Source organism: Bradyrhizobium campsiandrae (genome assembly GCF_014529705.1).
Taxonomy (GTDB): domain Bacteria; phylum Pseudomonadota; class Alphaproteobacteria; order Rhizobiales; family Xanthobacteraceae; genus Bradyrhizobium; species Bradyrhizobium campsiandrae.
In genome coordinates this window covers 1-26,990 of the sequence record NZ_JAANIH010000014.1, presented here as the reverse complement: position 1 = coordinate 26,990, position 26,990 = coordinate 1, and the positions used below count along the sequence as shown (strand labels likewise).

The window sequence follows — 26,990 nt, the reverse complement described above, 5'->3', positions numbered from 1 at the left end:
GACGAAATATGTAGCCCGTCGCGCTGCGCGAGATTCATCAATCCGTCTTCGCCTTGCTGGTCGCGATCCAGATGCCGGCGAACACGGCGACGAGCCCGATCAGAAGATTCGGCGCGATCGGCTCGCCGATCAGCAGCGCCGCCAGCAACGTGGCCGCGATCGGATTGACCGTCATCGTGTTCGCCACCCGCGTCGGCGTCGCGCGCCGCAGCGCCATGACCCAAAGGATGAAGGCGAGCGCGCCGCCTCCGGCGCCAAGATAGATCCCGGCAATCCACTGCGCCGGCGTGAACTGCGCAAGCGCGGCAAAACTACCCTTCAAGAGCCCTGCAAGTATCAGCACCACAGCGCCCGCGCCCATGCCGACCGTGAGAAAGCCAAGCGCGCTGGAGCGCTGCATCAGCGGGCGCGACAGCACGTTGTAGAACGCCATGCAGAACACCGCCCCGGTCATGATCAGCTCGCCGCGCCAGGAACCGGGCGGGCTCTGCGCCAGGCCCACGGCCAGCGCCGCCACCACGCCGAGCACGGCGATGCCGACACCGACGATCTTGCGCGCGGTCAGCCGCTCAACGCCGAGAATGGCGCCGACCACCATGGTGTGAAGCGGCAGCGTCGCCAGCGCGAGACTCGCGCGGGCAGCGGTCGTGTAGGAGATCGCAATGTTGTAGAGGATGAAGAACAGGCCGAAGAAGCAGATCCCGAGCGCCATCACCGCCGGCCAGTCCGAACGCTCAGGCCAGCGCACGCGGAGCAGCAGCGCGCAAGGCAGCAGGCAGAGGAAACCAATCCCCCAACGCAGGATCGCCAGCATGACCGGGTCGGCGCCGGTGACGAGATAGCGGGTGATCGCTGCAGCACTGCCGCCGATGCTGCTCGACACAAGCGCGATCGCGACGCCGAGCCACTCCCCCACGCCTTCGCCTCCCGTTCCGGAGTTTCGGAGGCGCTTATCACACCCCTGCTGCCACCCTGATGGCAACAGCGATGCCGGCGAAAACTAGTCGTAAAACTCCGGTGACATCTTCTGGATGTCGCGCTGGGCCTTGTCGTGGTTGATCCAGAGCTGCGCCTTCTCCTTCGAAATGGTGTCGGCGATCTTCTGCATCGAGGCGAGCGACTGCTCCTTGTTGACATTGTTCACAGGGACGCGGCGATTGTCGTAATTGTCCTTGAAGTGGGCGGCATCCCCTGAGAGCACCACCACGCCGGTCTTCGGCAATCGCACCATCAACGACTGGTGTCCCGGCGTGTGGCCGGGCGTCGAGAGGATGGTGATGCTGCCATCGCCGAACACGTCCTTGTCGCCGGCGAGCAATTCGACCGGATGCGAGGGCTTGAAGCGCGGCTCGTTGTTGGCGCCGGGCCAGTCATACTCGGCCTTCTGCACGTAGAGCGTCGCTTGCGGGAACATCTCGACATTGCCGATGTGATCGGGATGGGTGTGCGACACGCCCATCGCCTTGATATCGGCGGGCTTGACGCCGATCTGCTCGAGCTGCGACGCCAGCGTCTTCGGCCGCTTCCAGGTCACGGCCTTGGGATCGGCCGGCGCGAGCCCGTTCGGCATCGCCGCGACGGCGTCGGGAATGCCGGTGTCCCAGAGGAACCAGCCCTTCGGGTGCTTGATGAGATAGCAGGTGTCAACGAAGTCCATCGACTTGCCCTCGTTCACCCCGGGCGACCAGCGCCCGATATCGCCGGCGACGCCCTCTCCACAATTCATGATGTAAAGCTTCTCAACGCCCTGCTGCTGCGCGAACCCAGTCTGGGTCGATAGCGCGAATGCGGCAACGGCGAGAGCGAGCGTGGTCTTGGACATGATCTTGCGCGTCATCCCTGGTCCTTCCTTGCAGCGCCTGCTTGCTGCGACCGAGGATCAACCCCGATCCCGCCGCAGAATTCCGCCTCCAAGCATTATAGGGCGCGGCAGCTATCTTTCTAATCTCCAATGCCGATGCATCAGCCGATTGACAGGCTGACGCGGTTTCGCTGTAATCAGCGCATGGGGATTTGAGCGATCTCCCCACGAGGCGACATGCCCAAGTATCGCGTCCCGTTCGGTTCCCACGAGGACGCATCAACATGTCTACATTCACGACCATATCATCCGATAAATTGGCACGCCTGATCGGCACGGCCAACGCTCCTGTCCTGATCGACGTGCGGACGGAGGAGGATTTTGCCGCCGACCGGCGGCTGATCCCGGGCTCTGTCAGATTCAGCCACGAGACGGTTGCGGATTGGGGCGGTGACTTCGCCGGCCGCCGCACCATCGTCTCCTGCTTCCGCGGTGAAAAGCTGGCACAAGGCACGGCGGCCTGGCTCCGCCAGCTCGGCGCCGAAGCCGAAACGCTGGAGGGAGGCTTCGAGGGCTGGAAAGCAGCCAAATTGCCGCTGCTCGATACCCGCAAACTGCCGCCGCGCGACGCCAAGGGACGCACCATCTGGGTGACGCGGGCCCGCCCCAAGGTCGACCGCATCGCCTGCCCCTGGCTGATCCGCCGCTTCGTCGATCCGAACGCGGTGTTCCTCTACGTGGCCCCCTCCGAGGTCGTCGCGGTCGGCGAGCGCTTCAACGCCGCGCCATTCGACATCGAGAACGTGTTCTGGAGCCACCGCGGCGAGCTCTGCACCTTCGACGTCATGATCGAGGAGTTCGGAATCGCGACACCGGCCCTGCTGCGGCTGGCCACGCTGGTGCGCGGCGCCGACACGGCAAGGCCGGATCTTGCACCCGAGGCGCCCGGTCTGCTCGCCGCATCGCTCGGGCTGTCGCGGATGTACGACGACGACCTCGAACAGCTCGAGGCCGGCATGCTGCTCTACGACGCCTTCTATCGCTGGTGCCGAGATGCCACGGCCGAGACCCACAACTGGCCGACCAACAAGGTGAAGCCGTAACTGATAGCTGAAACCTTCGCGCCGAAGCTGATGCCGGTTGCGGCATCAGCTTCGGCGTGGCTCACTGTTGAAAACGTGGCCGGTCGTCTGTTGTCCTTCCTGCTCGATCCACGCCAGGCATCGGAGGCAGTCGGACTACCGCATCATCATCCGCGCGATCGCTTCCCCGATCACCACTGTCGTGAAGTGGGTGTTGGCGCGGCAATCGGACGGCATGATCGAGGCGTCCGCGACGCGCAGGCCCGAGATGCCCTTCACGGTGCCGTCCGGATTGACGACGCCATCTCCGTCGTTGATTCCGCTCATGCGGCAACTCCCCGCGGCGTGCTGGATATCGCCGGTCTCGCGCCGCAACAACGCATCCAGTTCGTGATCCGGGAGCGCGGCCGCCTGCGGCAAGGTCAGATCGGTGTCGGCCAGCCTGATCCAGTCGGCGATGCCTGCGAGTGCCGGCTGCGAGGTGATCACGGCGAGCCGCTTCACCGCATCCATCATGCGCAGCATGTCACGTGGATCGGCCAGCATGTTCTCCTCGACGACCGGATCGATACTGGGATCGGTCGAAGCCAGCTTCAGCGTTCCGCGCGAATAGGCATTGAACAGGCCAGCGCCGATCGCGCCGGGCATGCCGATGCCGCGGTGGTTGAAGGCAATCAGGATCATGTCGCGCTTGCCGCCCTCGGCAAGACCCGAGGAATAGGTCACGCAGCAATTGGTGTGGCGGGTATCGGGATCGGTGGGCCGCAGCTTCTCGTGCAGCTGGATCGTGGCCCGAAACAACGGGTGATCGAAGAAATGGCGGCCGACCGGCAGATCGCGCATCACCGAGATGCCCATCGCTTGCAGCTCCTCGGCAGGACCGATGCCCGAGCGCAGCAGGATCGCCGGGCTGTGGATCGCGCCGGCGCAGAGCACGATCTGCCGCGCGCTGATTTCGCTGGTGCCCTGCCCCTCGGTGTGAACGCGCAAGCCCGTCGCACGGCCGTCGCTGATCAGCACGCGATCGACCAGCGTCCTGCCCCGGATTTCCAGATTGGCACGGCCCCGCGCGGGTTCGAGATAGCCCTCGTTGGTGGTGATGCGGCGGCTGTCGCGGCTGTTGATCGGATAGCAGGCAACGCCTTCGCCATCAGGGCCGTTGAGGTCGGCGCACCAGGGATAGCCGCTCGCCAATGCCGCATCACGCAAGCCGCGATCGATCGGGCCCCATTTTTCCGGCGGCGCGCGATAAACCGGCAGCGGGCCGCCGCGGCCGTGACCTTCAAGCTTGCCGAATTCCAGATCGTCCTCGATCACGGAGAACAGCGGCATCACCTCCCTGGCCGACCAGCCGGCGCAGCCATTGGCCGCCCATTCGTCGAATGCGTCAGCGACGCCGCGGATTGCGATCTGCCCGTTCATCATCGACGAGCCGCCGAGTCCCTTGCCACGCCAGTAGAAGCGCGGCTCCTGCCCCGCCACCCGCCGCGTCAGGAGATCAGGCCACTGCCATTTCTCCTGGTACTCGCGCTTGTGGATGATCGGGATCGGGTTCGGCGTCCTCACTTCCCACGGCGCTTCATCAGCACGCCAGTCGAGCCCCGCCTCGAGCAGCAGGACGCGCCGTGCCGGATCTTCGGACAGCCTTGCGGCCACAGCGGCACCGGCCGAGCCACCGCCGACAACAATGACATCGTACATTGCGTTACTTCTCAACATTCCAGAAAACGGGGATGGCGGACGGTATCAGATTGCGAAGCGTTGCGCGATAAAGCGCCGGCTGCGCGAATTGCCCCCACGGGATCGCGGGCGCCTGATCGTACATCACGCTCTGGATCTCGCCGGCGATCGTCTTGCGGCCCTCCTCGGTGGGCGCCTTGGCGAAGGCTTCCATCAGCGGCGTGATCCGCTGATCGCATTGCCAGCCGGTGAAGTCGGCACAGTTGAACGCAACCATCACGTTGGTAAGCGGCGAACCAAGGTCAAAGCCGCCGGCGTGAACGCCATACACGCTCCAGCCTTCCTTCTTGGCGCGGCGCGCCAGCACACTGGCCCAGTCCATCACCTGGAGATCGACGTTGAAGCCGGCGGCCTTCAGCCGCTCGGCCAGCACCTGCGCCGAGACGCGCGGAGCTTCGAGATCGTTGGCCTCCATCACGACCACAGGCTCGCCGGCATATTTCGTCGCCTTCAGCGCCGTCTTCGCCGCCTCGATCGACGGGCTCGCCGCGGCTTCCGTGCCGGCCTTGCTCTCATAGGTCGTGCCGCAGGTGAAGAACGTCGCGCAGGGCGTGGCGTATTTGGCGTCGAGCCCGAGCGCGTCCAGCACCTCGCGCTGATCGACCAGCTTCCACAGTACGCGCCGGATTGCAGGATCATCGAATGGTTTTGATGCGGCGTTGAGGCGATAGGCGCCGGCGAACATGTTGCCGCCGGTGAAATTGACGAGCTTGACCCGAGAATTCTTCTCGAGTTGCGGCAGCAGATCGAACGGCGCGTATTGCATGAAGTCGATCTCGCCGGCCTGGAGCGCGGACGCCGCGGTCGCACCGTCAGGGATGACGCGGATCTCGAGCGTGTCGATGTTGACGCGCTTGCCGCCGGCGAGGAAGTCCGCAGGCTCCGGACGCGGCACATAGTCGGCGAACTTCTTCAGGATCATGCGATCCCCGGTGCGATGATCGGCCTTGTTGTAGACGAACGGACCGGAGCCGACGATCTCGGTGATGCGCTGGTCGCCGGGCGTTTTCGCGATGCGCTCGGGCATCATGAAGGCCACCGGGCTGACGGGATTGCCGAGTGCGTTGATGACGAGGCCGGAAGGCTCCTTCAGCGTCAGCACGAAGGTCTTTGCGTCGGCCGGCTCGAGCGAGGCCGTGATTGCAAAGATGCGGCGGCCGAGCGCGCTGCGGGTGCCCCAGCGGCGCAGCGACGCGACGCAATCGGTCGCAGTCACGGGCTGGCCGTCATGCCACTTCAGTCCGTCGCGGAGCGTGAAAGTGTAGGTCAGTCCGTCGGCGGAGACCTTCCAATCCTGCACCATCTGCGGCTTGACCTCGCCCTTGGAATCCTGAGCGAACAGCGTGTCGAACACCATGTAGCCGAAGGTGCGCGAAATATAGGCGGTGGAGAAATGCGGATCGAGCGTGACGATTTCGGCCTCGAGCACCGCGACGAGATTGCCTGCGGCCTGCACGGGGGAGGCGACCAGCGCGAGGGCGAACAATGCTGGAATGAAAGACTTCAGTTTGAACATCGGTTTCTTCTTGGCTTTCGACGTTTGCGGTTGCCAGGAAAAAGCAATGTTCATGCCCACACGGCCAAGGCACTTATGCGCTCACGACTATCTGCTAGGCGTTTGCGCGTCCCGCCCTCGCGGTTATCGCCCGGCCTTGACCGGGCGATCCAGTATTCCAGAGACAGCGACGTATACGGAGAAGACGCGGCGTGCTGGATGCCCCGCCTTCGCGGGGCATGACACCGGTGTTGTGGCAAACAGTCGGAGGCGGCGCCTCTACCCGATCGCCTTGCCGAACTTGTTCGACTTCGGGAAACCCTTCGGCGGCAGCCGGCCGGCATCCGCACGGGTGCCCTGCCATTCCGCGAGCTCCTTCATGGTCGCGGAGAACTCGCGACCGGCGGAGTCCTTCCAGGTCAGACCCGTCTTGGCGTCGAACACGGCGACGTCGGACAGACCGCCGTCCTTGTACTTCTGCAGGCGCACGCCGCGGCCACGCGCCATCTCCGGCACCTGGTCGAGCGGGAAGATCAGCATCTTGCGGTTGTCGCCGATGACCGCGACGGTGTCGCCGAGCACCTCGGTGATGGCGCGCGCCTCGTTCGGCATGTCGACGTTGAGGACCTGCTTGCCCTTCTTGGTGGTGCCGACGCAATCATCCTCGTTGACGACGAAGCCCTGACCCTCGTGGCTCGCGACCAGGAATTTGCGTCCGCCCTTGTGCACGAACAGCGCGACGGGAGCCGCCTCCTGCTCGAGGTCGATGAACAGGCGGATCGGCTCGCCATGGCCGCGGCCGCCCGGCAGCTTCGCAACGTCGAGCGAATAGAACTTGCCGTTGGTGGCGAACAGCAAAAGCTTCGAGGTCGTCTCGGCGAAGAAGGCAAAGCCGAGCTTGTCGTCCTGCTTGAAGGCCAGGCCCGAGAGATCCTCGACATGGCCCTTCATGGTGCGGATCCAGCCCTTGTCGGAGACGACGACGGTCACCGGCTCGCGCTCGACGAGGGCTTCTTCCATCGCGGCGAGATCGTGCTCGGGCGCATCGGCAAAAGTGGTGCGGCGCTTGCCGAGCGGCGTCTTCGGTCCGAACATGTCGCGAACCTTCCCGACCTGCTCGCCGACCTTCTTCCACTGCTCGGCTTCGGATGCGAGCAGGCCCTCAATGCCCCTAAGCTCCTTGCGGAGATCCCTGTCCTCGTCGCGGATTTGCATTTCCTCGAGCCTGCGCAGATTGCGCAGGCGCATGTTGAGGATGGCTTCCGCCTGGATCTCGGTGAGCTTGAAAGCCTTGATCAAGGCCGGCTTCGGCTCGTCCTCGGTGCGGATGATCTTGATCACCTTGTCGAGGTTGAGATAGGCGATCAGATGACCGCCGAGCACCTCGAGGCGGTGCTCGATCTGCCCCTTGCGGAAGTTGGAGCGACGGATCAGCACGTCGCGGAGATGGTCGAGCCATTCGCGCAGGCATTCCGCGAGCCCGACGACCTTGGGGATACGGCCCTTGATCAGCACGTTGAGGTTCAGCGGAATCTTGTTTTCGAGCTCGGTGAGCCGGAACAGCGATTCCATCATCAGGGCAGGATCGACGTTCTTCGACTTCGGCTCGATGACGATGCGGACGTCTTCGGCCGACTCGTCCCTGATGTCGCCGACCAGCGGCAGCTTCTTCTGGTCCAGCAGCTCGGCGACCTTCTCTATCAGCCGCGACTTCTGCACCAGGAAAGGGATCTCGGTGACGACGACCGCCCAAGTGCCGCGGTTGCCCTCTTCCTGTTGCCAACGGGCGCGAACGCGGAAGGAGCCCCGGCCGGTCGTGTAGGCTTCGGCAATCGCCTGCTTGGAATCGACGCAGATGCCGCCGGTCGGGAAGTCCGGACCCTTGACCCACTTCATCAACGCCTTCGACTTCGCGTCGGGCTTCTCGATCAGATGGAGCGCCGCGTCACACAGCTCGGCGGCGTTGTGCGGCGGGATCGAGGTGGCCATGCCGACCGCGATGCCTTGCGCGCCGTTGGCGAGCAGGTTCGGGAAGCCGCCGGGCAAGACGACGGGCTCTTTCGACTGGCCGTCATAATTGGCACGGAACTCGACGCCGTCCTCGTCGATGCCTTCGAGCAGAAGCCGCGCGACGTCGGTCATGCGCGCTTCGGTGTAGCGGTAGGCGGCCGGGTTATCGCCGTCGATATTGCCGAAATTGCCCTGGCCGTCGACCAGCGGATAGCGCGAGGAGAAATCCTGCGCGAGGCGCACCATGGCGTCGTAGATGGCCTGGTCGCCATGCGGATGGAACGAGCCCATCACGTCGCCGACGATTTTTGCGGATTTCTTGAAGGCCGTGCCCGGGTCGAGCCTGAGCAGGCGCATGCCGTAGAGGATGCGCCGGTGCACCGGCTTCAGGCCGTCGCGCGTGTCGGGCAGCGCGCGGTGCATGATGGTGGAGAGCGCATAGGCAAGATAGCGCTCTTCCAGCGCGTCGCGCAGCGGCACTTCGTGAATTTCGGCCGGTTCTTCCGGAGGAACGATTCGTTTTCCCATGCCGCCCGGTTAAACCGTGGAAGCGAATCGGGCAAGGATCGATTGTTCCCTGTGGGCTTCTACTGCCCTGCCCAGCCGGCGGTCACTGTCGGCTCGACCTTGGCCGGAGGCGTCGCCGGCATGTTGGCCACGCAGCGGCGGGCCGCCTCGATTTCGGCATCGGTTGCGCCGTGGGAGCGCGCCCATGTCTCTGCCGCCGCAGCGGAATATTTCGCCACATAGTACCGGACCACGGTGCAGGAGGCCCTTCGAAACACGCCCGGTTGCGGCTCGCCGGCCATCGCGTCGGGCGCAAAAGCCAGCAACGCCGCGGTCAGCGCGAAACCCCTGATCAACATGTGGGCTGCCCCCTTGCGGAACCTGCCCGGCCGACGCAGAGAACCCTATTTCGTTCCCCGGGAACACCATGTCGTCAGACAATGCAGACGCGCGACCAGCTCATGGCGCGCCAAGCGCCGCCTTGGCCTGCTGCCGGATCAGCGCATTGATGAAGCCGGCGCGCGCGTCCGAATGGGCCTGGCCCCGCGGCTCCAGCACGTGACGCAGCAGGAACAGGCCGGTGAGCCGAAAGCCGTCCTGGAGATCCTCATCGGTGAGGTCATCGGCCGTTTCACCGTGGCGCAGAAACGGCGGCAGCCGCAGCAACCGGTCGCGCCAGGGCTCGCCCGCGCCGCGCGACACCGCACCGCCGGATTTTGGCGAGACGTAGATCAGATCATTGGTCTCGCCGGTCACCGCGCAGTTTTCCAGCGCCAGCCCGAAGCCGAGTTCGGCGAGCATCGCCAGCTCGAAATGGATGAGATGCACGGCGGCGCTGCCGATATCGTCGAAATCGTCCAGCGAATGCTCGAGCAGCGCAAAGATCTCCTCGTGCGGATCGCGCTCGGGAAGGAGCCGCGCAATCGAGGCCAAATGGGTGACGCCGTAGACGCCATGCGAGGATCCCAGCAACGTTGCCGCGCGCAGCTTCAATCCCTCGATCGCATAGGTGCCGAGATGCTCGTCGAGCCGCGCCCGCCAAACCGCGCTGACGCTGTTACCGGGCTGCAGCAGCGGCCGCAGCCGCGAACTGGCGCCGCCACGCACCAGACCGAGATGCCTTCCATGCTGGCGCGTCAAGAGCTCGACGATGGCGCTGCTTTCGCCATGCCGCCGCACGCCCAGCACGATGCCCTCGTCGGTCCATTCCATGGGCGTGACTCTACAGGATTCCAGTGCCTCTCGCACGCACTCGTGCCCCGGACAAAACGCGGCGCGCAAGCGGCGCATTGCCGAGCCGGGGCCCACCTCTCCGCGCACTCCTCGTGTCCCGGCTCTGCGGCGCAGCGCTGACGCGCTGCACCTGGTCCGGGACACGAGGCCGTCACGCGTTGAACCAGCCCTGCGCGTCGCCGGTAAACGAGAAATACAGCCCGAACGCCGTCAGGGCGCAGGAGATGATCTCGATGGCGCTGTCGAGCTCGAGGCCCTTCTCGCCGAGGATCTGGCCGAGCGAGATCACCGACAGCGCCAACGCCGCGGCCAGCACCCAGCGTGGCCAGTTCTTGCGGCCATGCGCGGCCAGCCAGACGAAATAGACCAGCAGCAGGATCATCCCGCCGGCGAGCAGCGTCGCCGTCATGATCATCTGCTCGGTTGTCTCGACGGTGGGCGTGCGGTCCTGCACCGCCACCGACAAGGAGTCCAGCATCAGCGATGCGTACAGCAGCGCTTCGAAGCGCTGGACGTTGCGAGGCACGCTCATAAAAGACCGATCTGTTCTTGCTTATTCTTTGGGAAATTCCAGGCCCATCTCGCGGTAGCGATCGGGGTCGTCACCCCAGTTCTCGCGCACCTTCACGAACAGGAACAGATGCACCGGCACGTCCAGGATCTGCATCAGTTCTTTGCGCGAATCCGCGCCGATCGACTTGATGGTGGCGCCGCCCTTGCCGAGCACGATCTTGCGCTGGCTCTCGCGCTCGACGAAGATCGTCTGCTCGATGCGCACCGACTTGTCCTTGCGTTCCTCCCACTTGTCGGTCTCGACCGTGGATTGATAGGGCAATTCCTGGTGCAGCTTCTGATAGATCTTCTCGCGCGTGATCTCGGCCGCCAGCTGCCGCATCGGCGCGTCCGACATCTGGTCCTCGGGGTAGAGATACGGTCCCGGCGGCACCATCTCGGCGAGAGTCTTGCGGACGTCGTCGACGCCGTCGCCCGAGATCGCCGCGATCATGAAGGTTCGCGCGAACTTCATGCGCTCGTTGGCGGCCTGCGCCAGCGCCAGGAGCTTCTCGCGCTGGACCAGGTCGACCTTGTTGATGACCAGGATCTTGTCGTGATTGACGCTGGCCGCCTTGGCGAGGATGGCCTCGGCCTCCTCGTCGATCCCGGTCTTGGCGTCGAGCAGCACGCAGACGAGGTCAGCATCATGCGCCCCGCTCCAGGCGGTCGAGACCATGGCGCGGTCGAGCCTTCGCTTGGGCAGGAAGATGCCTGGCGTGTCGACCAGAATGATCTGCGCATTGTTCTCGATCACGATGCCGCGGATCAGCGCGCGCGTGGTCTGCACCTTGCGCGAGACGATCGTGACCTTGGCTCCGACCAGCGCATTGACCAGCGTGGACTTGCCGACATTGGGCGCGCCGATTAGCGCAACGAAGCCGCAGCGCGTCGCGGTCGGCACCTCGCCGCTCGTTTCAGCCGTCATTGCCGCCGCCAACGCCTTCACGTTCGATCATCACTGAAGCTGCTACTTTCTCCGCCGCGCGCTTGCTGCCGCCGATGCCTTCGGCCGGCGCGAGCCCCGGCAAGTCGACGGCGACACGGAACTGCGGATCGTGGTGCGGGCCGGTGCGCTCGACCTCGCGGTAAACGGGCGTCGGCAATCCCTTCCCCTGCGCCCATTCCTGCAGCACGGTCTTGGGATCGCGCAACGGACGCCGCGGCTTGTGCATGCGCTCGGTCCAATTGCGCTTGACGAACTCGTCCGCCGCCGCATGGCCGCCGTCGAGGAAGATCGCACCAATCACCGCTTCGCAGATGTCACCGAGGATGGATTTGCGCAGGCGGGCGTCGGCGCTGGAGCCGACCGAGCCGAGCTTGATGTCGTCGAGCAGGCCGAGCGACTTGGCAACGTCGGCGCAACTTTCCTTGCGCACGAGCTCGGCAAGTCGCTTGGACAGCTCGCCCTCATCGGCATTCGGATAGGCGTGATACAGCATGTCGGAGACGACAAGCCCGAGCACGTGGTCGCCGAGGAACTCCAGCCGCTGGTAGCTGTCGCCGCGCTTGCGCCCGGACTTCAGCGCCGAGACATGCGTAATCGCCTGCATCAAGAGGTTCGGGTCCGTGAAGCTGTGGCCGATCCGCGCCTCGAGCGCAGCATTGGCGTCGGCCGCAGCCTTCGCCTTGTCCTTGGCCTTGCTGCTGCGCGTCCGCTTCTTCTTCGCAGGCGCCCTGGTTTCGGGCGCCTTGCTCTCGGAAGCCTTACTCGCAGGCGTCTTGGTTGCAGCTTCGCCCTCAGGGGCGGCTTGCGCGTCGATCGATTGGGTCGCGATATCCTTGGCTTCGTCTTTCATCGGACGATTTTGAAGAAGCGACTCCAGCGCACCGACCATGGCCAGCGCCAGAACATCCAGGCATGCTCGCCTTCGCCGATGGAGAAGAAGATCATCTGCGCGCGGCCGATCAGATTTTCCGCCGGCACGTAGCCGACCTGGCCGAGGAAGCGGCTGTCGGTGGAGTTGTCGCGGTTGTCGCCCATCATGAAGAAATGGCCTGATGGCACGGTGTAGACGTTGGTGTTGTCCATGTAGCCGTTGTCGGCACAATCGAGCGTCTCGTAGGAAACGCCGTTCGGCAGCGTCTCCTTCCAGCGCTTCACGCGCGAGATGCCGCCGCCCTCGGAGCCGCACGGATCCTCGCCGACATACTCGCTCATGCGCTGGCGCTCGACCGGGACGTCGTTGATGTAGAGCAGCCCGTCCTTCATCTGGATGTGGTCGCCGGGAAGGCCGATCACACGCTTGATGTAGTCGGTGGAGTCGTCCTTCGGCAGCCGGAACACGACGATGTCGCCGCGGTTCGGATCCGAGCCCCAGATCCGCCCCGAGAACAGCGGCGGCGAGAACGGGATCGAATAGTGGCTGTAGCCGTAGGAATATTTCGAGACGAACAGATAGTCGCCGACCAGCAGCGTCGCCTTCATCGAGCCGGACGGGATGTTGAACGGCTGGAACAGGAAGGTGCGGATCACCAGCGCGATCAGAAGAGCATGGATCACGACCCGGACCGTTTCGCCGACGCCGCTTTCAGTTTTCGTTCCCGAAGTCACGCTCATTGCTCTCTCAATTCCGGCCGGCGGTCACAGAACGCCCTCCTCCCGCGAACAGCCCGCCGGTTCGCGGCTCAAGGAGATTGTCCTGATTCTGATAGTGAGGGCTAATTCCGGCGTAAAGCCGAATTCGCCCAGCCTGATTTGCGTCCGCGGACTTTTAGACGGTTGTCGCTGGCCGCGCAATCAAGGATTCCCATCGAAACTTCATAAGCAATTGATATCAATCAAGAATTATAAAATGCCTATCAGGCGCTCAGGGCTTGGCTTGCGGGACGGCCGAAATGATCACGAAGGCCTGTGCCAGCGGCCAGTCGTCGGTGATCGACAGGTCGATCTGCGCCTCGAAGCCATCAGGCGTCAGGGCCTGGAGCCGGGCCAGCGCCCCCCCGGTCAGCCGCATCGAGGGCTTCCCGCCCGGCAGGTTGACCACCCCCATGTCGCGCCACCAGACCCCCTGCCGGATGCCGGTGCCGAGCGCCTTGGAGCAGGCCTCCTTGGCGGCAAAGCGCTTGGCGTAGGTCGCCACCACCATCTTCTCGTTCTTGGCCCGCCGCTCCGCCTTGGCCCGCTCGGCCGCGGTGAAAATGCGGTCGAGGAAACGCTCGCCGTGGCGTTCGATCACCTTGCCGACGCGGGTGATGTCGATCAGGTCGGAGCCGATGCCGATGATCATGCCCGGCTCCGGCCGCGGTCCATCGCGGCGCGCATCTTGCGCACGGTCTCCGCAAGGCCGACGAACAGCGCCTCGCCGATCATGTAGTAGCCGATGTTGAGCTCCATGATCTCGGGCAGCGCGGCGATCGTCTCGGCCGTGGCATAGTCGAGCCCGTGGCCGGCATGAACCTCGAGGCCAGCGTTCTTGGCGACCTTCACCCCCGCCACGATCCGCCGCCATTCGGCCTCGGCCTTCTCGGTGTGGCCGTCGGTGACGGCATCGCACCAGGCCCCGGTGTGGATCTCGATCACGGGCGCGCGCAGGCGCGCCGCCATCTCGATCTGCGCGGGATCGGCTGCGATGAACAGCGAGACGCGGATGCCGGCATCGTTCAGCCGCGCGATATAGGGCGCCAGCGCGTTGTGCTGGCCGACAACGTCGAGGCCGCCCTCGGTCGTCACCTCCTGGCGGCGCTCCGGCACCAGACACACCGCGTGCGGCCTGGTGGCGAGCGAGATGCGCATCATGTCGTCGGTGGCCGCCATCTCGAAATTCAGCGGCTTGGAGATCTCGGCCTTCAGCCGCGCCATGTCCTCGTCGCGGATGTGCCGGCGGTCCTCGCGCAAATGCGCGGTGATGCCGTCGGCGCCGGCTTCGATCGCCAGCAGCGCGGCGCGGACCGGATCGGGATGGCGGCCGCCGCGGGCGTTACGGACGGTCGCGACATGATCGATATTGACGCCGAGGCGGAGCGGAGATGCAGGCATTTCGGGACTCACGAGGTCGGAGAAACAGGCGGATGCGACAGACGCCTATCCATTAACACGTTCGACTTTGGCGACGACCGCCTTGGCGCGGAGCTGGGCCAGGATCGCGCTCAAATGCTTGAGATCGTAGACTTCGAGATCGATCGTCGTCTCCGTGAAGTCGGGCGAGCGGCGCTGCATGCTGATATTGTCGATATTGCCGTCGTGCTCGGCGATCACGGTGGCGATCTGCGCCAGCGCGCCGGGCTCGTTGACGTTCTCGACCTTGATGCGCGCCGGGAAGCGCTGCGGCGCAGAGTCCTCGATGTCCCAGCGCACATCGAGCCAGCGCTCCGGCTCGTCCTCGAAATCCTTCAGCGCCGGCGACTGGATCGGATAGATCGTGATCCCCTCGCCCGGCGTGACGATGCCGACGATGCGATCGCCGGGCACGGCGCCGCCGTTCGGCGCGAACTTCACCGGAAGATCGGAATTGTTGCCACCAATGGGAATCGCAACCGGGCTGCGCGACGGCTCCGGCGATTTTTCCTTGAGCTTGGCGGCAAGCCCCTTCTTGACGCCGTAGCGCGCGACGCGCTCCTCCTTGTAATCCGGATACATCGCGCGTGCGACGTGGGAAGCCTTGATCTCGCCGCGCCCCACAGCCGCCATGACGTCCTCGATCGAGGTGCGCGCCAACCGCGGCAGCGCGCCCTTGAGCTTGTCGTCGGCATATTCGATCTTGGCACGCTCGAACAGGCGCTCGACGATGCGCCGGCCAAGGCCGACATACTGGTCGCGCACCGCGGTGCGCGTGGCACGGCGGATCGCGGCGCGCGCCTTGCCGGTGACGGCGAGCGTTTCCCAGGCCGACGGCGGCGCCGATTGCGCTTCCGAGGTCAGCACCTCGACTTCGTCGCCGTTCTGGAGCTCCGAGGACAGCGGCGCGAACTTGCCGTTGATCTTGCACCCCACGGCGCTGTTGCCGACGTCGGTATGCACGGCATAGGCGAAGTCGATCACATTGGCATGGCGCGGCAGCGCGATGAGCTTGCCTTTCGGGGTGAAGCAGAACACCTGGTCGTGGAACAGCTCGAGCTTGGTGTGCTCGAGAAATTCTTCCGGGTTGGCGCTCTCCGAGAGGATGCCGATGGTGTGGCGCAACCAGGCGAACGCATTCGACTCGCGCTTGAGGAACTCGGTCGGCGAGCCTACGCCCTCCTTGTAGAAGACGTGCGCAGCGATGCCGCGCTCGGCGATCTGGTCCATCGCCTCGGTGCGGATCTGCAGCTCGACGCGCTGGTTGCCGGGGCCGATCACTGTGGTGTGGATCGAGCGATAGTCGTTCTGCTTCGGTGTCGAGATGTAGTCCTTGAAACGCCCCGGCACGACCGGCCAGGTGGTGTGGACGATACCGAGCGCGCGATAGCAGGCCTCGATGTCGTTCACGACGACGCGGAAGCCGAAGATGTCGGACAGCTGCTCGAAGCCGACCGACTTGCGCTCCATCTTGGTCCAGATCGAGAACGGCTTCTTGCGGCGGCCATAGACCCGCGCCCCCAGGCCGCGGTGGCGCAGATTGTTGGAGAGCTGGTCCTCGATCTCTCCGATCAGATTGCGATTGCGCTCGGCCAGCGCATCGAGCCGCTGCATCACCACCGAATAGGCTTCGGGATCGAGGGTACGGAAGGACAGATCCTCCAGCTCCTCGCGCATTTCCTGCATGCCCATGCGCCCGGCGAGCGGTGCGTAGATGTCGAGCGTCTCCTCGGCGATGCGCCGGCGCGATTCGGTGGGCACGAAGTCAAGCGTGCGCATGTTGTGCAGGCGGTCGGCGAGCTTGACCAGCAGCACCCGGACATCGTCGGCAATGGCCAGCAACAATTTGCGCAGGTTCTCGGCCTGCTTGGCCTCGCGCGACACCAGCTCGAGCCGCTTCAGCTTGGTCAGCCCCTCGACCAGCGCACCGATCTCGGGGCCGAACAGCTGATCGATCTCGGCGCGCGTGGCTTCGGTGTCCTCGATCGTGTCGTGCAGCAGCGCGGCGACGATGGTGGCATCGTCAAGCTTCAGGTCGGTGAGAATCGCCGCCACTTCGAGTGGGTGGGAGAAATACGGGTCGCCCGAGGCGCGGGTCTGCGAACCATGCGCCTTCATGGCATAGACATAGGCGCGGTTCAGCAGGTCCTCATTGGTGTTCGGATTGTAGGACCGGACGCGCTCGACGAGATCATATTGACGCATCATCCGCGCGCGCGGCTTCGCTGGCCGCGCCACTGGCGCAGTCGGGGCCACGGCGACCGATTCGGATGCGGCCTGCATCTGCGTTGATCTGCGGCGTCGATACACCATGCCGTCCTGCCTTCAAACGAACCGTCAAACGGCCCGTTGTATACATCCTAAGCTCCGATCGCAGGCGCTGCCGATCAATTCGGTGACTGGCGCGGTGCGATCAGGCAATGCTATGGTAACCACGAAAACGCCAACAAAAGCAAAGGCCCGAACGCGGGTTCGGGCCTCTGATAAGATCACAAGAATTCGACGATCGCGAGTAAGACGATCACTCGTCCTCTTCGGGCTGCTCTTCCGGCGGCGCGAGGCCTTCGAGGCCCTTCAGGAGTTCCTCTTCGGTCATGCGCTCCACAGCCACTTCGGTATCGTCAGCATCGACGCTGGCGCCGGCGGAACCGATCAGCGGCACAGTGTCCGGCTCGGGCTCATCCACCTCGACGAACTTCTGCAGGGAGTGGACCAGCTCCTCGCGGAGGTCTTCCGGCGAAATGGTCTGGTCGGCGATTTCGCGCAAGGATACAACAGGGTTCTTGTCGTTATCGCGGTCAACCGTTAGTTGTGAGCCGGACGAAATCATGCGGGCACGGTGGGCGGCCAGCAGGACCAGGTCAAACCGGTTGTCGACCTTGTCGATACAATCTTCTACGGTGACGCGAGCCATGGACTGTCGCTCCGTTGTGGGTGGGACGAAATATGTGGATGATCGGGGCTAGTTATAGGGGCCGGGGCAATTTCGCAAGGCCAATTTGTGATTTGGCCTCGCCAAACGGCTCTGCTACCCCCACATTGGGGCTGGGATGGGCGGTCTCCCGGGCTGCCATTGTGGGCGGCGCCGGGTGTAGGCAGGGCCGCCATAACTATACCTTGATTGCCCCGACTTCTCCGGATTGCGGTTTCGACGGGTTTTGGCAGCACTTTGAATGCGCGGCACGCTGCCGTCGCGCCAACAATAAAACGATCAATCACGAACACACTACGCGAGCAAACTGAATGTCACCTTCCCCTACCAACAAGATCGCGCTCTTCATCGACGGGGCCAATCTTTACGCAACGGCGAAAACTCTCGGCTTCGACATCGACTACAAGCGCCTTCTGAAGGAATTTCAGAGCCGCGGGACACTGCTGCGGGCGTTCTACTACACGGCGATCATCGAGGATCAGGAATATTCCTCGATACGCCCCCTGATCGATTGGCTCGACTACAACGGCTACACCGTCGTCACCAAGGCGACCAAGGAATTCATCGATGCCTCCGGCCGCCGCAAGGTGAAGGGCAACATGGACATCGAGCTTGCCGTGGATGCCATGGAGCTCGCCGAGCACATCGATCAGATGGTGCTGTTCTCGGGCGACGGCGACTTCCGGTCGCTGGTCGAAGCCGTGCAGCGCCGCGGGGTCCGGGTCACGGTGGTTTCGACCATCGCCAGCCAGCCTCCGATGATCGCCGACGAGCTGCGCCGCCAGGCCGATGTCTTCACCGATCTCGTGGAATTGCAGTCCAAGCTGGGCCGCGACCCGTCCGAGCGCCCGGCCCCGCGTGATCGCGGCGAGCGTGGCGAGGGACGCCACCACGCCCCGCAGTTCCTCCAGCGCGCGACCACGATGGCGCCGAGGAGCGATGACGATTTCGAGGAGTGAGGCGGCCCGGCCAAGCCGCCGGGCTTCCGCCCTCGTCCCCGACCGTGACTGTCCGCTCTGCCCGCGCCTGGTCGCCTTTCGCGAGGCGAACCGCGCGCGTGAGCCGTTGTGGCACAATGCTCCGGTCGCGCCTTTCGGCGACATCACCGCGCGCCTCCTTATCGTCGGTCTTGCGCCTGGGATGCAGGGCGCCAACCGGACGGGCCGCCCCTTCACCGGCGACTACGCCGGCGACCTGCTCTACGCCACGCTGCTCGAATACGGATTTGCCAAGGGCAGCTACCAGGCCCGTCCCGATGACGGCTTGAAGCTGGCCGACTGCCGGATCGCCAATGCCGTGCATTGCGTGCCGCCGCAGAACAAGCCGCTGCCGGTCGAGATCAACACCTGCCGCCAGTTTCTCGTCGCGAATCTCGAAACGATGCCGAAGCTGCGCGCGATCGTCGCGCTCGGGCGGATTGCGCACGACAGCGTGCTCAAGCCGCTCGGGCTGAAGGCCTCGCAAGCGCCCTTCGGCCACGGCGCCGTGCATCAGGCAGGCCGGTTCAAGCTGTACGACAGCTATCATTGCTCCCGCTACAACACGAACACGGGCGTGCTGACGACCGACATGTTCCGCAGCGTCTTCGCCAAGGTGAAAGCCGACCTCGACTAAGCCTCGACAGGATTGGCCTTCAGCCAGTCCAGCACATCGCCGGCATTCCGGTCGGGCGGAAACACCGGGTAAAACACATGCTTGATCCTGGCATCGTCGATCACAAGCGCGAGTCGCTTGATCAGGATGAGGCCAGCGACCGCCATGGTCGGCAGATTGAGGGCGCGCGTGAGCGCCAGCTTCTCGTCCGACAGCACCGGGAACGGCAGATGCAGCCGCGAGGCCATCTCGGTCTGATAGGCGTTGCTCTGGGTCGAGAGGCCAAACACCTGCGCGGCACCGGCCGTCTTCAGCTCGGCGAACAGGTCGCGAAACGCACAGGTCTGCGGCGTGCATCCCCGCGCGCCCGGGATCATGTCCCAGTCGTCGACCAGCCCAATCTTGCCCGGCTCGCCGGTGCGCGGATAGGCGAACACCACGGTGCGGCCGGGGAGCGCCGACAGATTGACCGAGGTGTCGTCGGTGGCGAGCAGGCTGATCGCAGGGAGCATCAGGCCCTTCAGATGCGCGGCACCGCCATCGTCGACAGGCGCGGGAATCTGGCTCCAATCCACCTCGAGCAGGTTCTTCTGAGTCATCCCGCTATCCCCTCGCCCGCATCAGCCGGCCCTTCTCCCGGCTCCAGTCGCGCTTCTTCTCGCTCTCGCGCTTATCGTGCAGCTTCTTGCCTTTCGCAACTGCGAGTTGCAGCTTGGCGCGCCCGCGCTCGTTGAAATACAGCTTAAGCGGAATCAGCGTCATGCCTTCGCGATCGACCGCGCCCATCAACTTGTTGATCTGCCGGCGGTGCAGCAGCAGCTTTCGTGGCCGCTTGGGCTCGTGGTTGAACCGGTTGCCTTGGAGGTATTCGGGAATGGTGGCGTTGATCAGCCAGATCTCGCCGTTCTTGGAGTCGGCGTAGGATTCCGCAATCGTGCTCTTGCCGTTGCGGATCGATTTCACCTCGGTTCCGGTGAGCGCAATCCCCGCCTCGATCGTATCCTCGATGGCATAGTTGAAGCGGGCCTTGCGATTTTCCGCCATGACCTTGATCGGACGTTCGTTCTTATCGGCCATGGACAACAAACCTGATCGAGATACGCGGGGAACTTATCAGCTCGGATGAAGCGCGCGCGTCACTTCTTGAGGAGATCGCGGATCTCGGTCAGCAGCACGACCTCCGCGGAAGGCTTCGGCGGCTCGGCTGGCTTGGTCTCCTCCTTGCGCTTCAATGTGTTCATGGCGCGGATCACCAGGAACAGCACGAAGGCGACGATGATGAAGTTGATCGTCAGCGTCAGGAAACTGCCGTAAGCAAGCACAGCGCCCTGCTTTTTCGCATCCGCTAAGTTGGTGGCTGTCACCGCTTTCGACAAGGGGATGAAGTAGTTCGAGAAGTCGAGACCGCCGGTCGCGGCGCCGATGATCGGCATGATGATATCACCGACCAGCGAAGTGACGATCGCACCGAAGGCCGCGCCGATGATAACGCCGACTGCGAGGTCGACGACATTGCCCTTCATGGCAAACTCGCGGAACTCCTTGAGCATCCGCATGCCTTTTTCATCGACACTCATGAACGGCTCCCGATAGGCAAACGCGTCAGTTGACCAGGCCGGCGTGAACCATCGCGCTGCGCACGGCCGCGCGGGTCGGCTCGGACACCGGGACCATCGGCAGCCTCAGCGTTTCGTCCAGCTTGCCGAGCAGCGACATCGCGTATTTGATCGGCGCCGGATTGCTCTCGATGAACAGGTTATTGTGCAGCGGCATCAGCTTGTCGTGGATCGCGAGCGCCGCCTTGGTGTCGCCCTTCTGCCAGGCCGCGTGGAACTCCGCGCACAGGCGCGGCGCGACATTGGAGGTCACCGAGATGCAGCCATGGCCGCCATGGGCCATGTAGCCGATGATGGTGGCGTCCTCTCCGGAGAGCTGGTTGAAGTCTTCGCCCATCGCGGCGCGCTGCTGCGACACCCGCACCATGCTGGCGGTGGCGTCCTTGACGCCGGCGATGTTCTTCAGCTCCCACAGCCGCTTCATGGTGTCGACCGACATGTCGATCACCGAGCGCGGCGGGATGTTGTAGATGATGATCGGGATGCCGATCGCATCGTTGATCGCCTTGAAGTGCTGGTACATGCCCTCCTGGGTCGGCTTGTTGTAGTAGGGCGTCACCACCAGCACGGCATTGGCGCCGGCCTTCTCGGCGTGCTGGGCGAGCTCGATGGCTTCCTTGGTCGAGTTCGAGCCTGCGCCGGCGATCACGGGCACGCGGCCCTTGGCCTCCTCGATGCACCATTCGACGACCTTCTTGTGCTCGTCATGGCTCAGCGTCGGGCTCTCGCCGGTGGTGCCGACCGGGACCAGGCCATTGGTCCCCTCGGAGATCTGCCAATTGACCAGCGACCGGAATGCCGCCTCGTCCAGCGAGCCATTCTTGAACGGCGTGACCAAGGCGGTGAACGATCCCCGGAATTTCGTCTTGGCTGCCATGGACTTCCTCCGTACGCGGCGTGATTTTAGAGCAAGCCCCATTCTTATCGGGTCTATCCGGCCGGTAAAAGGGCTGCATCCGTGTGACGCACCGTTTAAGCCGCGATTTTGCCGTGGTGGTGGTGCAAACCCGGCGGCGGTAAGCGGCTGTTGGTATTTTGTCCGCATATTCAATCAAATACAGCCAGATCTTGTACAGATAGGTCTTGAGCCAATTGACTGATTCGGGGCGACGAACCGCCGTGACCTCCTTCTCCCGCGCCGCTTGGCGATCTGCCGGTCTGGCCTTCTGCGTGATGGCCGGCCTGTCGATGGGCTGCGTCGCTTTGGCCAAGTCCGGCGAGACCGCCGAGGACGGTGCAAAGGAACCGGCCAAGCAAGCCACCAATGGAAACGCGAAGGGAACCGCGAAGCCGGCCGCCAAGCAGCCCGCGAAGGACGCTTCGAAGGGATCGGCCAAGGAAACAGTCAAGGATACAACCAAGGGCGCGAGCAAGGCGGCAGCCCCAGCGAAGGATGCCGCGAAGACCGCTTCCAAGAATGCTGCGAAACCTGCGGGGAAAGATATCGGCAAGGACGCAGCGAAGGACAAGCCGAAGCCCGCGGCTGCAGCCCCGGCGCCGAAATCCCGACCAACTGCCAATGCTCCCGACCAGGCCGCGCCGGCAGTGACGGCCACCGTGAGACCTTCCGCCCCGGCCCCTGTCTCCACCAGACCTGTCGCGACGCCTGTGCTGGCGCCCGCGACCCGTCAGCACGCCGCGCCGCGCAAACCGGTCACGCCAGCCGCGGTCGCTGCGACCTCGTCGACCTCGCAGGCCGACAAGGACACGCTGGAGAACATCATCGAGGCGGTGCGCAAGCGCAAGCCGGGCGACGCCACCAGCTACGCCGATTCGATTGCGGATCCGGTCGCACGAAAACTGGCGGAATGGATCATCCTGCGCAGCGAGGACAACGGCGCCAGCGCCGAGCGCTACCGCGCCTTCCTCTCCGCCAATCCGAGCTGGCCGTCGCAGACCTTCCTGCGCCGACGCCTTGAAGCGGCGATGTGGGACGATCGGCGCGACGATTCGGTCGGCTGGTCCTGGTTCGAGAACGAATCCCCTGTGTCGGCCAAGGGCCGCTTCGTGCTCGCCAAGGCGATGCTGGCGCGCGGCGATCGCGCCAATGCCGAGCGGCTGGTGCGGGAGGCCTGGCGCAGCGATCCGATGTCGGAAGACACGGAGAACAACGCGCTCGATCAATTCGGCGCGTTGCTCACGCCGGGTGACCAGAAGGCGCGGATGGACACGCTGCTCTATGGCAGCGAGCACGAGGCTGCGCTGCGCGCGGCCAAGCGGCTCGGCGCCGGCTATGTCGCGCTTGCGAAAGCCCGTATCGCCTCCTTCAAGAAGGCGCCCAACACACGCGCGCTGCTCGAAGAAGTCCCGCGCGAGCTGCACAGCGATCCCGGCTTCATCTTCAGCAAGATCCAGCTGCTGCGCCGCGAAGAGAAGTTTGCCGAAGCGGCTCAGTTGATGCTGTCGGCGCCGAAGGATCCGAACCGGCTCTACAATCTCGACGAATGGTGGATCGAGCGGCGTCTGCTGGCGCGCAAGATGATCGACACCGAGGACTTCCGCAGCGCCTATCTGATCGCGCGCGACGCGGCCCTGCCCTCGCGCGACATCTACAAGACCGAGCAGGAGTTCACGGCGGGGTGGATCGCGCTGCGCTTCCTCAACGATCCGACTGCCGCCGCCCAGCATTTTGCCCGGATCGGTGTCGGCAGTGTCAATCCGACCACGCTGGCGCGTGCCGGCTATTGGCAGGGCCGCGCGGCCGAAGCCGCTGGCCGCCAGCAGGAAGCGCGCAACGCCTATGCCCGCGCCGCCGAGCAGTCGACCAGCTATTACGGCCAGCTCGCGCGCGCCAAGCTCGGCCTGCCGCAGATCGAGCTCAACAGCCAGCCGCGCAGCCGCGGCGCCGAGCGGCTGGAGATCGTGCGTGCCGCGCAACTGCTCTACGAGCTCGACGAGCGCGAGATGGCGGTCCCGATGCTTGCCGACATGGGCGAGAACGGCGATCCTGAGGCGCTGACCGGCCTCGGCGAGCTGACCCAGCGCTATAGCGATGCGCGCGGCATGCTGCTGCTCGGCAAGGCCGCGCTCAATCGCGGCCTGCCGTTCGATTTCTACGCCTATCCCGTCAACGGCATTCCGCAGTTCACCCAGATCGGCCCCGAGGTCGAACGCAGCATCGTCTACGCCATCGCGCGGCAGGAAAGCGCATTCAACCCCGCGGTGGTCTCGCCGGCGCAGGCCTATGGCCTGATGCAGGTGACGCCGGATGCCGCGCGCTATGTCTGCAAGCGGCACGGCGCGACCTATGACCTGTCGCGGCTGAAGAACGATTCGTCCTACAATGCCACGCTCGGCGCCGCCGAGCTTGGCGGCCTGCTCGAGGACTATCGCGGCTCCTACATCATGACCTTCGCGGCCTACAATGCCGGCCGCGGCAGCGTGAAGAAGTGGATCGACCGCTATGGCGACCCGCGCGATCCCAAGGTTGATGCGGTCGACTGGGTCGAGCTCATCCCCTTCTCCGAGACGCGCAATTACGTGCAGCGGATCATGGAGAATCTTCAGGTCTACCGCGCCCGCTTCGGCGGCGGCACGCGGTTGCAGATCGAGGCCGATCTGCGCCGCGGCGCCGGCAGCGTGGAATAGCGGCACCGTCGCATCGGCCGGGACCAGAGCCTCGGCGGCACGGTCGCCTCTCGCCCCGTGTCCTGACTGGACACCTCGCAACGCCGCACATGAACTCAGGCGTGCTTTGGCAGGTCTTCTGGGACTCGCGGGCCCCAGCACTTCGGCGGAGCGACTTCACGGCCGCGCGTTCTACCCAGATAGACGCGTCAGTCGCCCGTCACGTTCCAGCCCATTCGGCCGCGCCTCGCCCGCGGCAACGCGCGTTGATCGAAAGTGCAAGCGGTCTAGGTGAATGCAGCCGACACAGAGCGGCAGGCTTCGTCACTCTCAAGGGGTTTCGAAATGGTCGCAAAAGAAAAGCCCCGGCGGTTTCCCGCCGGGGCTCTCTCGTCAGGTCGTTAGACCGAACTTACCAGTTGCGCTGGGCGCGGAGGAGCAGAGTGACCGTGTCCTGATCCTTCAGCTCGTAAACCGCAGCCGGCTTGGCGGTGGTGCCGGAGCCAGCGTAAGCAACGGTGCCGGAGTACTTCTGGTCGACGCGGAGCCAGTTGAGGTCAGCCGAGAACGTGAGGTTCTTGACCGGGGTCCAACGGGTGATGATACCAACCGAGCCAACCGCGAAGTCCGGGTTACAACCCGTCACGCCAGCCAGGCCGCCGAACACGCCACCGGTTCCGGTCGCGCCGCAGAGGGTGGTCTTAGCCAAGGTGCCGAACTGCGCCTGAGCGTAAGCACCGTAGATCGAGGTGTTCCAGTAGGGATCCCAGTTGTGGGTGTAAGCGCCACGGAAGCCCCAGGTCTTGACCGTCTCCTGCGAGGAGCCGGTGACGAACACCGTGTCCGGAGCATTGGCGAAGCCGACGCTCTGGTAAGCGGTGCCCGAGCTGCCGAACATCGAGTAGGTGCTGCCCGCGAGGTTCTGGAAGTTGTAGCGGGTCGCACCGTCGGTGTAGACGCCCTGGATGTTGATCGTGTCACCCGCGCCGGTCGGGATGTTCTTGATCGACAGAGCGAGCTGAACTGCCCAACCCCACTTGTCGTCGGGGTGGCCGGTCGGCTCGGTCGCGCCGTAATAGGCAACGTGGTTGTCATGCGCCGCAACCGACGCCTGGAACAGACCCCAGGCCTGGTCGACACGCACCGCACCGACGAGGTTCGGCGAACGCGAACCGCCGATGGCGTTGGAGCCGTACGAACCACCGATCATGCCGGTTGCCGAAGCGCCGGTCATGTTGAGGTTGCCGGCCTGCATGTACGCGGTCGGATCTTCCGCCGAGAACGAAGCCGTCACGCCCTGGCCGAAGTCAGCGGTGTAGCTGAACTGCGTGATACCAGTGACCGTGCCGGAACCGCCGGGGAGAGAGTCGAAGTTGTTGCCGGGATAGTTGGTCCAGGGCGCGTCGAACTGCGACACGGCCTTACCCATCGTGAAGCCAGCGAACTGGATGAAGGCATAGTACACGCCGAGCGAACCGGCCGAGGTGTTGCCGTCGGTGCCGTTGATCGAGGAACCAACGAGAGCCGGGGTCGCACCCGAGGTGTTCAGAGCCAGCGTGCCGCTATAGGCGGTCGTGCCGGTCGCGCTGCCGGTGCCGGCATAGTTACCGGTCGTCCACGAGAACACGCCGTCGAAGAAGGTACGGACAACGCCGTATTCGGTGGCGGTGCGCGTGTCGATGTTCAGGTCTTCACGAGCGCGGAAAGTGTAGTAGTTCGTCAGACGGTTGCGCGAACCGTTGTTCGACGTGAGCTGACCGCTGAAGTCCGAGTTGGTGTTCAGCGCGGCTTCAGCGCGCAGATAACCACCCAGCTTGATGCAGGTGTCGGTGCCCGGGATATAGTAGAAACCCGCACCGTACAGGGAGCAGATCTTCACGTATTCGACCGCCTTGGCCTTCACGGGGAGATCGGCTGCCTGAGCTCCGCCCACGGCGATCAGACCCGCCGCTGAGCCGAGCAAAAGGCTCTTAACCAACTTCATGTTAAACCTCCAAGTTGCTCTTCAGGGAAGGTCACTGACCCGAACGGCCAATTCCCCAACCCCCTCTAAATCACCGCTTTGGCCACCTTCGCGTCTTCGGACACACCCGCATGAACGCGAGGGACTTAAGCGAAAGACCTAAACGGGACGACCTTGGGATGCCCCCCTCCGTCGCTCGTTCACAATTACCGAACGTCCTTGCACACACAACAAGAGAACGCTTCGAAACGGGCCTATGAAGTTTGTTTTCCGGCAGGTGTTGCACAAATAACACGCAGATGTGATCGAGCCTTGCTTGCAACATACTGTTCTTGTTGATCTTTTTTACCGGTTCCACTTGGCGCCAAAGTTCCGGGCCGACGGCTGGCAGGCCGACTTACGCACACAGACAGCTCGCGCGCGCTCGAATCGTGGAATCGGCAAGAGGACTCAATGAGATGTGTAATGCCCTGTATCTGTCGGCGATTCCTGGCAGGACAAGCACAATCCAGCCGCCGTTCATGGGTGGCATGGAGACTCTATATAAGGGTGAAGTCGCCCGGGAATCGGCGCGGACATCCTGGCCGGTGCAATTCGTTGGGAATATTTGAACGAAAACACACGCTTCCAAATTGACCGGCCCAAGCAATTAGATGCATAAGGCTGGCACCGGAGAGGTGGCCGAGTGGCTGAAGGCAACGCTTTGCTAAAGCGTCATACGGTCTCAAGCTGTATCGAGGGTTCGAATCCCTCTCTCTCCGCCACCCACCCGCATTGTCCGGCCTGAAGACATAGGTAACAGGTTGTACCTAAGACATGGGTGACAACCTCGTGCCGAACGGGTTGTCGTGGGTTTCAGGGTCATTCCACGCATTCATGGCGCGGCTCCATTATTGCTCGGC

General features: G+C 64.2%; 24 protein-coding genes and 1 tRNA gene. 5 read left to right on the top strand and 20 right to left on the bottom strand.

Translation table 11 applies throughout. The annotated features are described in order from the left end of the window. Positions 1–37: 37 nt before the first annotated feature. Together G8O24_RS12575 and G8O24_RS12570 are read right to left on the bottom strand one after the other, a co-directional pair. Complete coding sequence (locus tag G8O24_RS12575; protein WP_188099640.1) at positions 38–916, bottom strand: DMT family transporter; 879 nt, start codon at positions 914–916, stop codon at positions 38–40. An 84-nt stretch (positions 917–1,000) separates the two neighbouring features. Then, positions 1,001–1,837 (bottom strand): N-acyl homoserine lactonase family protein, encoded by an 837-nt coding sequence (locus G8O24_RS12570; protein ID WP_188099638.1) that lies wholly within the window; start codon positions 1,835–1,837, stop codon positions 1,001–1,003. A 248-nt stretch (positions 1,838–2,085) separates the two neighbouring features. On the opposite strand from G8O24_RS12570, the gene G8O24_RS12565 reads away from it, so the two are divergent. Beyond that, entirely contained in the window at positions 2,086–2,904 is an 819-nt protein-coding gene (locus tag G8O24_RS12565; RefSeq protein ID WP_188099636.1) for a chromate resistance protein ChrB domain-containing protein, read from the top strand. 135 nt (positions 2,905–3,039) lie between these two features. Here the strand turns inward: G8O24_RS12565 and G8O24_RS12560 are convergent, their stop codons facing one another. The 13 genes from G8O24_RS12560 to rpoZ form a co-directional block, all read right to left on the bottom strand. Continuing rightward, positions 3,040–4,584, bottom strand: a complete 1,545-nt coding sequence (locus G8O24_RS12560) for a GMC family oxidoreductase (RefSeq protein WP_188099634.1) — start codon at positions 4,582–4,584, stop codon at positions 3,040–3,042. Between the two features lie 4 nt (positions 4,585–4,588). Beyond that, the gene (locus G8O24_RS12555) at positions 4,589–6,139 is read right to left on the bottom strand and encodes an ABC transporter substrate-binding protein (RefSeq protein ID WP_188099632.1); all 1,551 of its coding nucleotides are present in this window, start codon (positions 6,137–6,139) and stop codon (positions 4,589–4,591) included. 258 nt (positions 6,140–6,397) lie between these two features. After that, the gene (gene parC / locus G8O24_RS12550; RefSeq protein WP_188099630.1) at positions 6,398–8,656 is read right to left on the bottom strand and encodes a DNA topoisomerase IV subunit A; all 2,259 of its coding nucleotides are present in this window, start codon (positions 8,654–8,656) and stop codon (positions 6,398–6,400) included. A gap of 59 nt (positions 8,657–8,715) precedes the next feature. Continuing rightward, positions 8,716–8,994 carry a hypothetical protein gene (locus tag G8O24_RS12545; protein WP_188099628.1) on the bottom strand — a complete coding sequence of 93 codons (279 nt, stop codon included), beginning with the start codon at positions 8,992–8,994 and terminating at the stop codon, positions 8,716–8,718. A 100-nt stretch (positions 8,995–9,094) separates the two neighbouring features. After that, positions 9,095–9,847, bottom strand: a complete 753-nt coding sequence (recO, locus tag G8O24_RS12540) for a DNA repair protein RecO (protein ID WP_188099626.1) — start codon at positions 9,845–9,847, stop codon at positions 9,095–9,097. 172 nt (positions 9,848–10,019) lie between these two features. Continuing rightward, the gene (locus G8O24_RS12535; RefSeq protein ID WP_188099624.1) at positions 10,020–10,400 is read right to left on the bottom strand and encodes a hypothetical protein; all 381 of its coding nucleotides are present in this window, start codon (positions 10,398–10,400) and stop codon (positions 10,020–10,022) included. 21 nt (positions 10,401–10,421) lie between these two features. Beyond that, positions 10,422–11,348, bottom strand: a complete 927-nt coding sequence (gene era, locus G8O24_RS12530) for a GTPase Era (RefSeq protein ID WP_188099622.1) — start codon at positions 11,346–11,348, stop codon at positions 10,422–10,424. Then, positions 11,338–12,219 carry a ribonuclease III gene (rnc, locus tag G8O24_RS12525; RefSeq protein ID WP_188099620.1) on the bottom strand — a complete coding sequence of 294 codons (882 nt, stop codon included), beginning with the start codon at positions 12,217–12,219 and terminating at the stop codon, positions 11,338–11,340. The genes era and rnc overlap by 11 nt, the downstream gene beginning before the upstream one ends. Continuing rightward, positions 12,216–12,980, bottom strand: a complete 765-nt coding sequence (gene lepB / locus G8O24_RS12520; RefSeq protein ID WP_188099618.1) for a signal peptidase I — start codon at positions 12,978–12,980, stop codon at positions 12,216–12,218. Before lepB ends, rnc begins: the two co-directional genes overlap by 4 nt. Before the next feature lie 250 nt (positions 12,981–13,230). Beyond that, positions 13,231–13,650: a holo-ACP synthase gene (gene acpS, locus G8O24_RS12515; protein ID WP_188099616.1), complete on the bottom strand. Its 420-nt coding sequence runs from the start codon at positions 13,648–13,650 to the stop codon at positions 13,231–13,233. Next, complete coding sequence (locus tag G8O24_RS12510) at positions 13,647–14,399, bottom strand: pyridoxine 5'-phosphate synthase (RefSeq protein ID WP_188099614.1); 753 nt, start codon at positions 14,397–14,399, stop codon at positions 13,647–13,649. The genes acpS and G8O24_RS12510 overlap by 4 nt, the downstream gene beginning before the upstream one ends. 45 nt (positions 14,400–14,444) lie before the next feature. After that, positions 14,445–16,730 (bottom strand): RelA/SpoT family protein, encoded by a 2,286-nt coding sequence (locus G8O24_RS12505; RefSeq protein ID WP_188099612.1) that lies wholly within the window; start codon positions 16,728–16,730, stop codon positions 14,445–14,447. Between the two features lie 208 nt (positions 16,731–16,938). Further along, a complete protein-coding gene (gene rpoZ / locus G8O24_RS12500; RefSeq protein ID WP_027522935.1) occupies positions 16,939–17,331 on the bottom strand; it encodes a DNA-directed RNA polymerase subunit omega in 393 nt (130 codons plus the stop codon). A gap of 329 nt (positions 17,332–17,660) precedes the next feature. On the opposite strand from rpoZ, the gene G8O24_RS12495 reads away from it, so the two are divergent. Together G8O24_RS12495 and G8O24_RS12490 are read left to right on the top strand one after the other, a co-directional pair. Then, complete coding sequence (locus G8O24_RS12495) at positions 17,661–18,308, top strand: LabA-like NYN domain-containing protein (RefSeq protein WP_188099611.1); 648 nt, start codon at positions 17,661–17,663, stop codon at positions 18,306–18,308. Continuing rightward, on the top strand, positions 18,289–18,963 hold the full coding sequence (locus G8O24_RS12490) for a uracil-DNA glycosylase (RefSeq protein ID WP_188099609.1): 675 nt from the start codon (positions 18,289–18,291) through the stop codon (positions 18,961–18,963). The genes G8O24_RS12495 and G8O24_RS12490 overlap by 20 nt, the downstream gene beginning before the upstream one ends. On the opposite strand, the gene G8O24_RS12485 is transcribed toward G8O24_RS12490, so the two are convergent. From G8O24_RS12485 to dapA, 4 genes are read right to left on the bottom strand one after another with little or no spacing between them, the layout of a single operon-like run. Further along, positions 18,960–19,541, bottom strand: a complete 582-nt coding sequence (locus G8O24_RS12485) for a peroxiredoxin (RefSeq protein ID WP_188099607.1) — start codon at positions 19,539–19,541, stop codon at positions 18,960–18,962. The two genes, G8O24_RS12490 and G8O24_RS12485, sit on opposite strands and share 4 nt — an antisense overlap. 4 nt (positions 19,542–19,545) lie before the next feature. Further along, a complete protein-coding gene (gene smpB, locus G8O24_RS12480; RefSeq protein WP_024341117.1) occupies positions 19,546–20,019 on the bottom strand; it encodes an SsrA-binding protein SmpB in 474 nt (157 codons plus the stop codon). Positions 20,020–20,078: 59 nt separating this feature from the next. Next, entirely contained in the window at positions 20,079–20,492 is a 414-nt protein-coding gene (gene mscL / locus G8O24_RS12475; RefSeq protein WP_188099845.1) for a large conductance mechanosensitive channel protein MscL, read from the bottom strand. A 52-nt stretch (positions 20,493–20,544) separates the two neighbouring features. After that, positions 20,545–21,435: a 4-hydroxy-tetrahydrodipicolinate synthase gene (dapA, locus tag G8O24_RS12470; protein ID WP_188099605.1), complete on the bottom strand. Its 891-nt coding sequence runs from the start codon at positions 21,433–21,435 to the stop codon at positions 20,545–20,547. A gap of 296 nt (positions 21,436–21,731) precedes the next feature. Here dapA and G8O24_RS12465 point away from each other — a divergent pair, with 296 nt between their 5' ends. Then, positions 21,732–24,146, top strand: a complete 2,415-nt coding sequence (locus G8O24_RS12465) for a lytic transglycosylase domain-containing protein (protein ID WP_188099843.1) — start codon at positions 21,732–21,734, stop codon at positions 24,144–24,146. 391 nt (positions 24,147–24,537) lie between these two features. Here the strand turns inward: G8O24_RS12465 and G8O24_RS12460 are convergent, their stop codons facing one another. Then, complete coding sequence (locus G8O24_RS12460) at positions 24,538–26,109, bottom strand: porin (RefSeq protein WP_188099603.1); 1,572 nt, start codon at positions 26,107–26,109, stop codon at positions 24,538–24,540. Between the two features lie 650 nt (positions 26,110–26,759). On the opposite strand from G8O24_RS12460, the gene G8O24_RS12455 reads away from it, so the two are divergent. Then, positions 26,760–26,852 (top strand) — tRNA-Ser (locus G8O24_RS12455). The last annotated feature ends 138 nt before the right edge of the window (positions 26,853–26,990 follow it).

Coding starts and splice junctions, on each gene's coding strand:
- dapA (WP_188099605.1), bottom strand. CDS start 21,435: ATGGCAGCCAAGACGAAATTCCGGGGATCGTTCACCGCCTTGGTCACG.
- G8O24_RS12560 (WP_188099634.1), bottom strand. CDS start 4,584: ATGTACGATGTCATTGTTGTCGGCGGTGGCTCGGCCGGTGCCGCTGTG.
- recO (WP_188099626.1), bottom strand. CDS start 9,847: ATGGAATGGACCGACGAGGGCATCGTGCTGGGCGTGCGGCGGCATGGC.
- parC (WP_188099630.1), bottom strand. CDS start 8,656: ATGGGAAAACGAATCGTTCCTCCGGAAGAACCGGCCGAAATTCACGAA.
- G8O24_RS12535 (WP_188099624.1), bottom strand. CDS start 10,400: ATGAGCGTGCCTCGCAACGTCCAGCGCTTCGAAGCGCTGCTGTACGCA.
- G8O24_RS12555 (WP_188099632.1), bottom strand. CDS start 6,139: ATGTTCAAACTGAAGTCTTTCATTCCAGCATTGTTCGCCCTCGCGCTG.
- rpoZ (WP_027522935.1), bottom strand. CDS start 17,331: ATGGCTCGCGTCACCGTAGAAGATTGTATCGACAAGGTCGACAACCGG.
- rnc (WP_188099620.1), bottom strand. CDS start 12,219: ATGAAAGACGAAGCCAAGGATATCGCGACCCAATCGATCGACGCGCAA.
- G8O24_RS12490 (WP_188099609.1), top strand. CDS start 18,289: ATGACGATTTCGAGGAGTGAGGCGGCCCGGCCAAGCCGCCGGGCTTCC.
- mscL (WP_188099845.1), bottom strand. CDS start 20,492: ATGCTCAAGGAGTTCCGCGAGTTTGCCATGAAGGGCAATGTCGTCGAC.
- G8O24_RS12510 (WP_188099614.1), bottom strand. CDS start 14,399: ATGCCTGCATCTCCGCTCCGCCTCGGCGTCAATATCGATCATGTCGCG.
- G8O24_RS12485 (WP_188099607.1), bottom strand. CDS start 19,541: ATGACTCAGAAGAACCTGCTCGAGGTGGATTGGAGCCAGATTCCCGCG.
- G8O24_RS12495 (WP_188099611.1), top strand. CDS start 17,661: ATGTCACCTTCCCCTACCAACAAGATCGCGCTCTTCATCGACGGGGCC.
- acpS (WP_188099616.1), bottom strand. CDS start 13,650: ATGATCATCGGCATCGGCTCCGACCTGATCGACATCACCCGCGTCGGC.
- G8O24_RS12505 (WP_188099612.1), bottom strand. CDS start 16,730: ATGGTGTATCGACGCCGCAGATCAACGCAGATGCAGGCCGCATCCGAA.
- G8O24_RS12460 (WP_188099603.1), bottom strand. CDS start 26,109: ATGAAGTTGGTTAAGAGCCTTTTGCTCGGCTCAGCGGCGGGTCTGATC.
- lepB (WP_188099618.1), bottom strand. CDS start 12,980: ATGAGCGTGACTTCGGGAACGAAAACTGAAAGCGGCGTCGGCGAAACG.
- G8O24_RS12545 (WP_188099628.1), bottom strand. CDS start 8,994: ATGTTGATCAGGGGTTTCGCGCTGACCGCGGCGTTGCTGGCTTTTGCG.
- G8O24_RS12465 (WP_188099843.1), top strand. CDS start 21,732: ATGGCCGGCCTGTCGATGGGCTGCGTCGCTTTGGCCAAGTCCGGCGAG.
- G8O24_RS12565 (WP_188099636.1), top strand. CDS start 2,086: ATGTCTACATTCACGACCATATCATCCGATAAATTGGCACGCCTGATC.
- G8O24_RS12570 (WP_188099638.1), bottom strand. CDS start 1,837: ATGACGCGCAAGATCATGTCCAAGACCACGCTCGCTCTCGCCGTTGCC.
- smpB (WP_024341117.1), bottom strand. CDS start 20,019: ATGGCCGATAAGAACGAACGTCCGATCAAGGTCATGGCGGAAAATCGC.
- era (WP_188099622.1), bottom strand. CDS start 11,348: ATGACGGCTGAAACGAGCGGCGAGGTGCCGACCGCGACGCGCTGCGGC.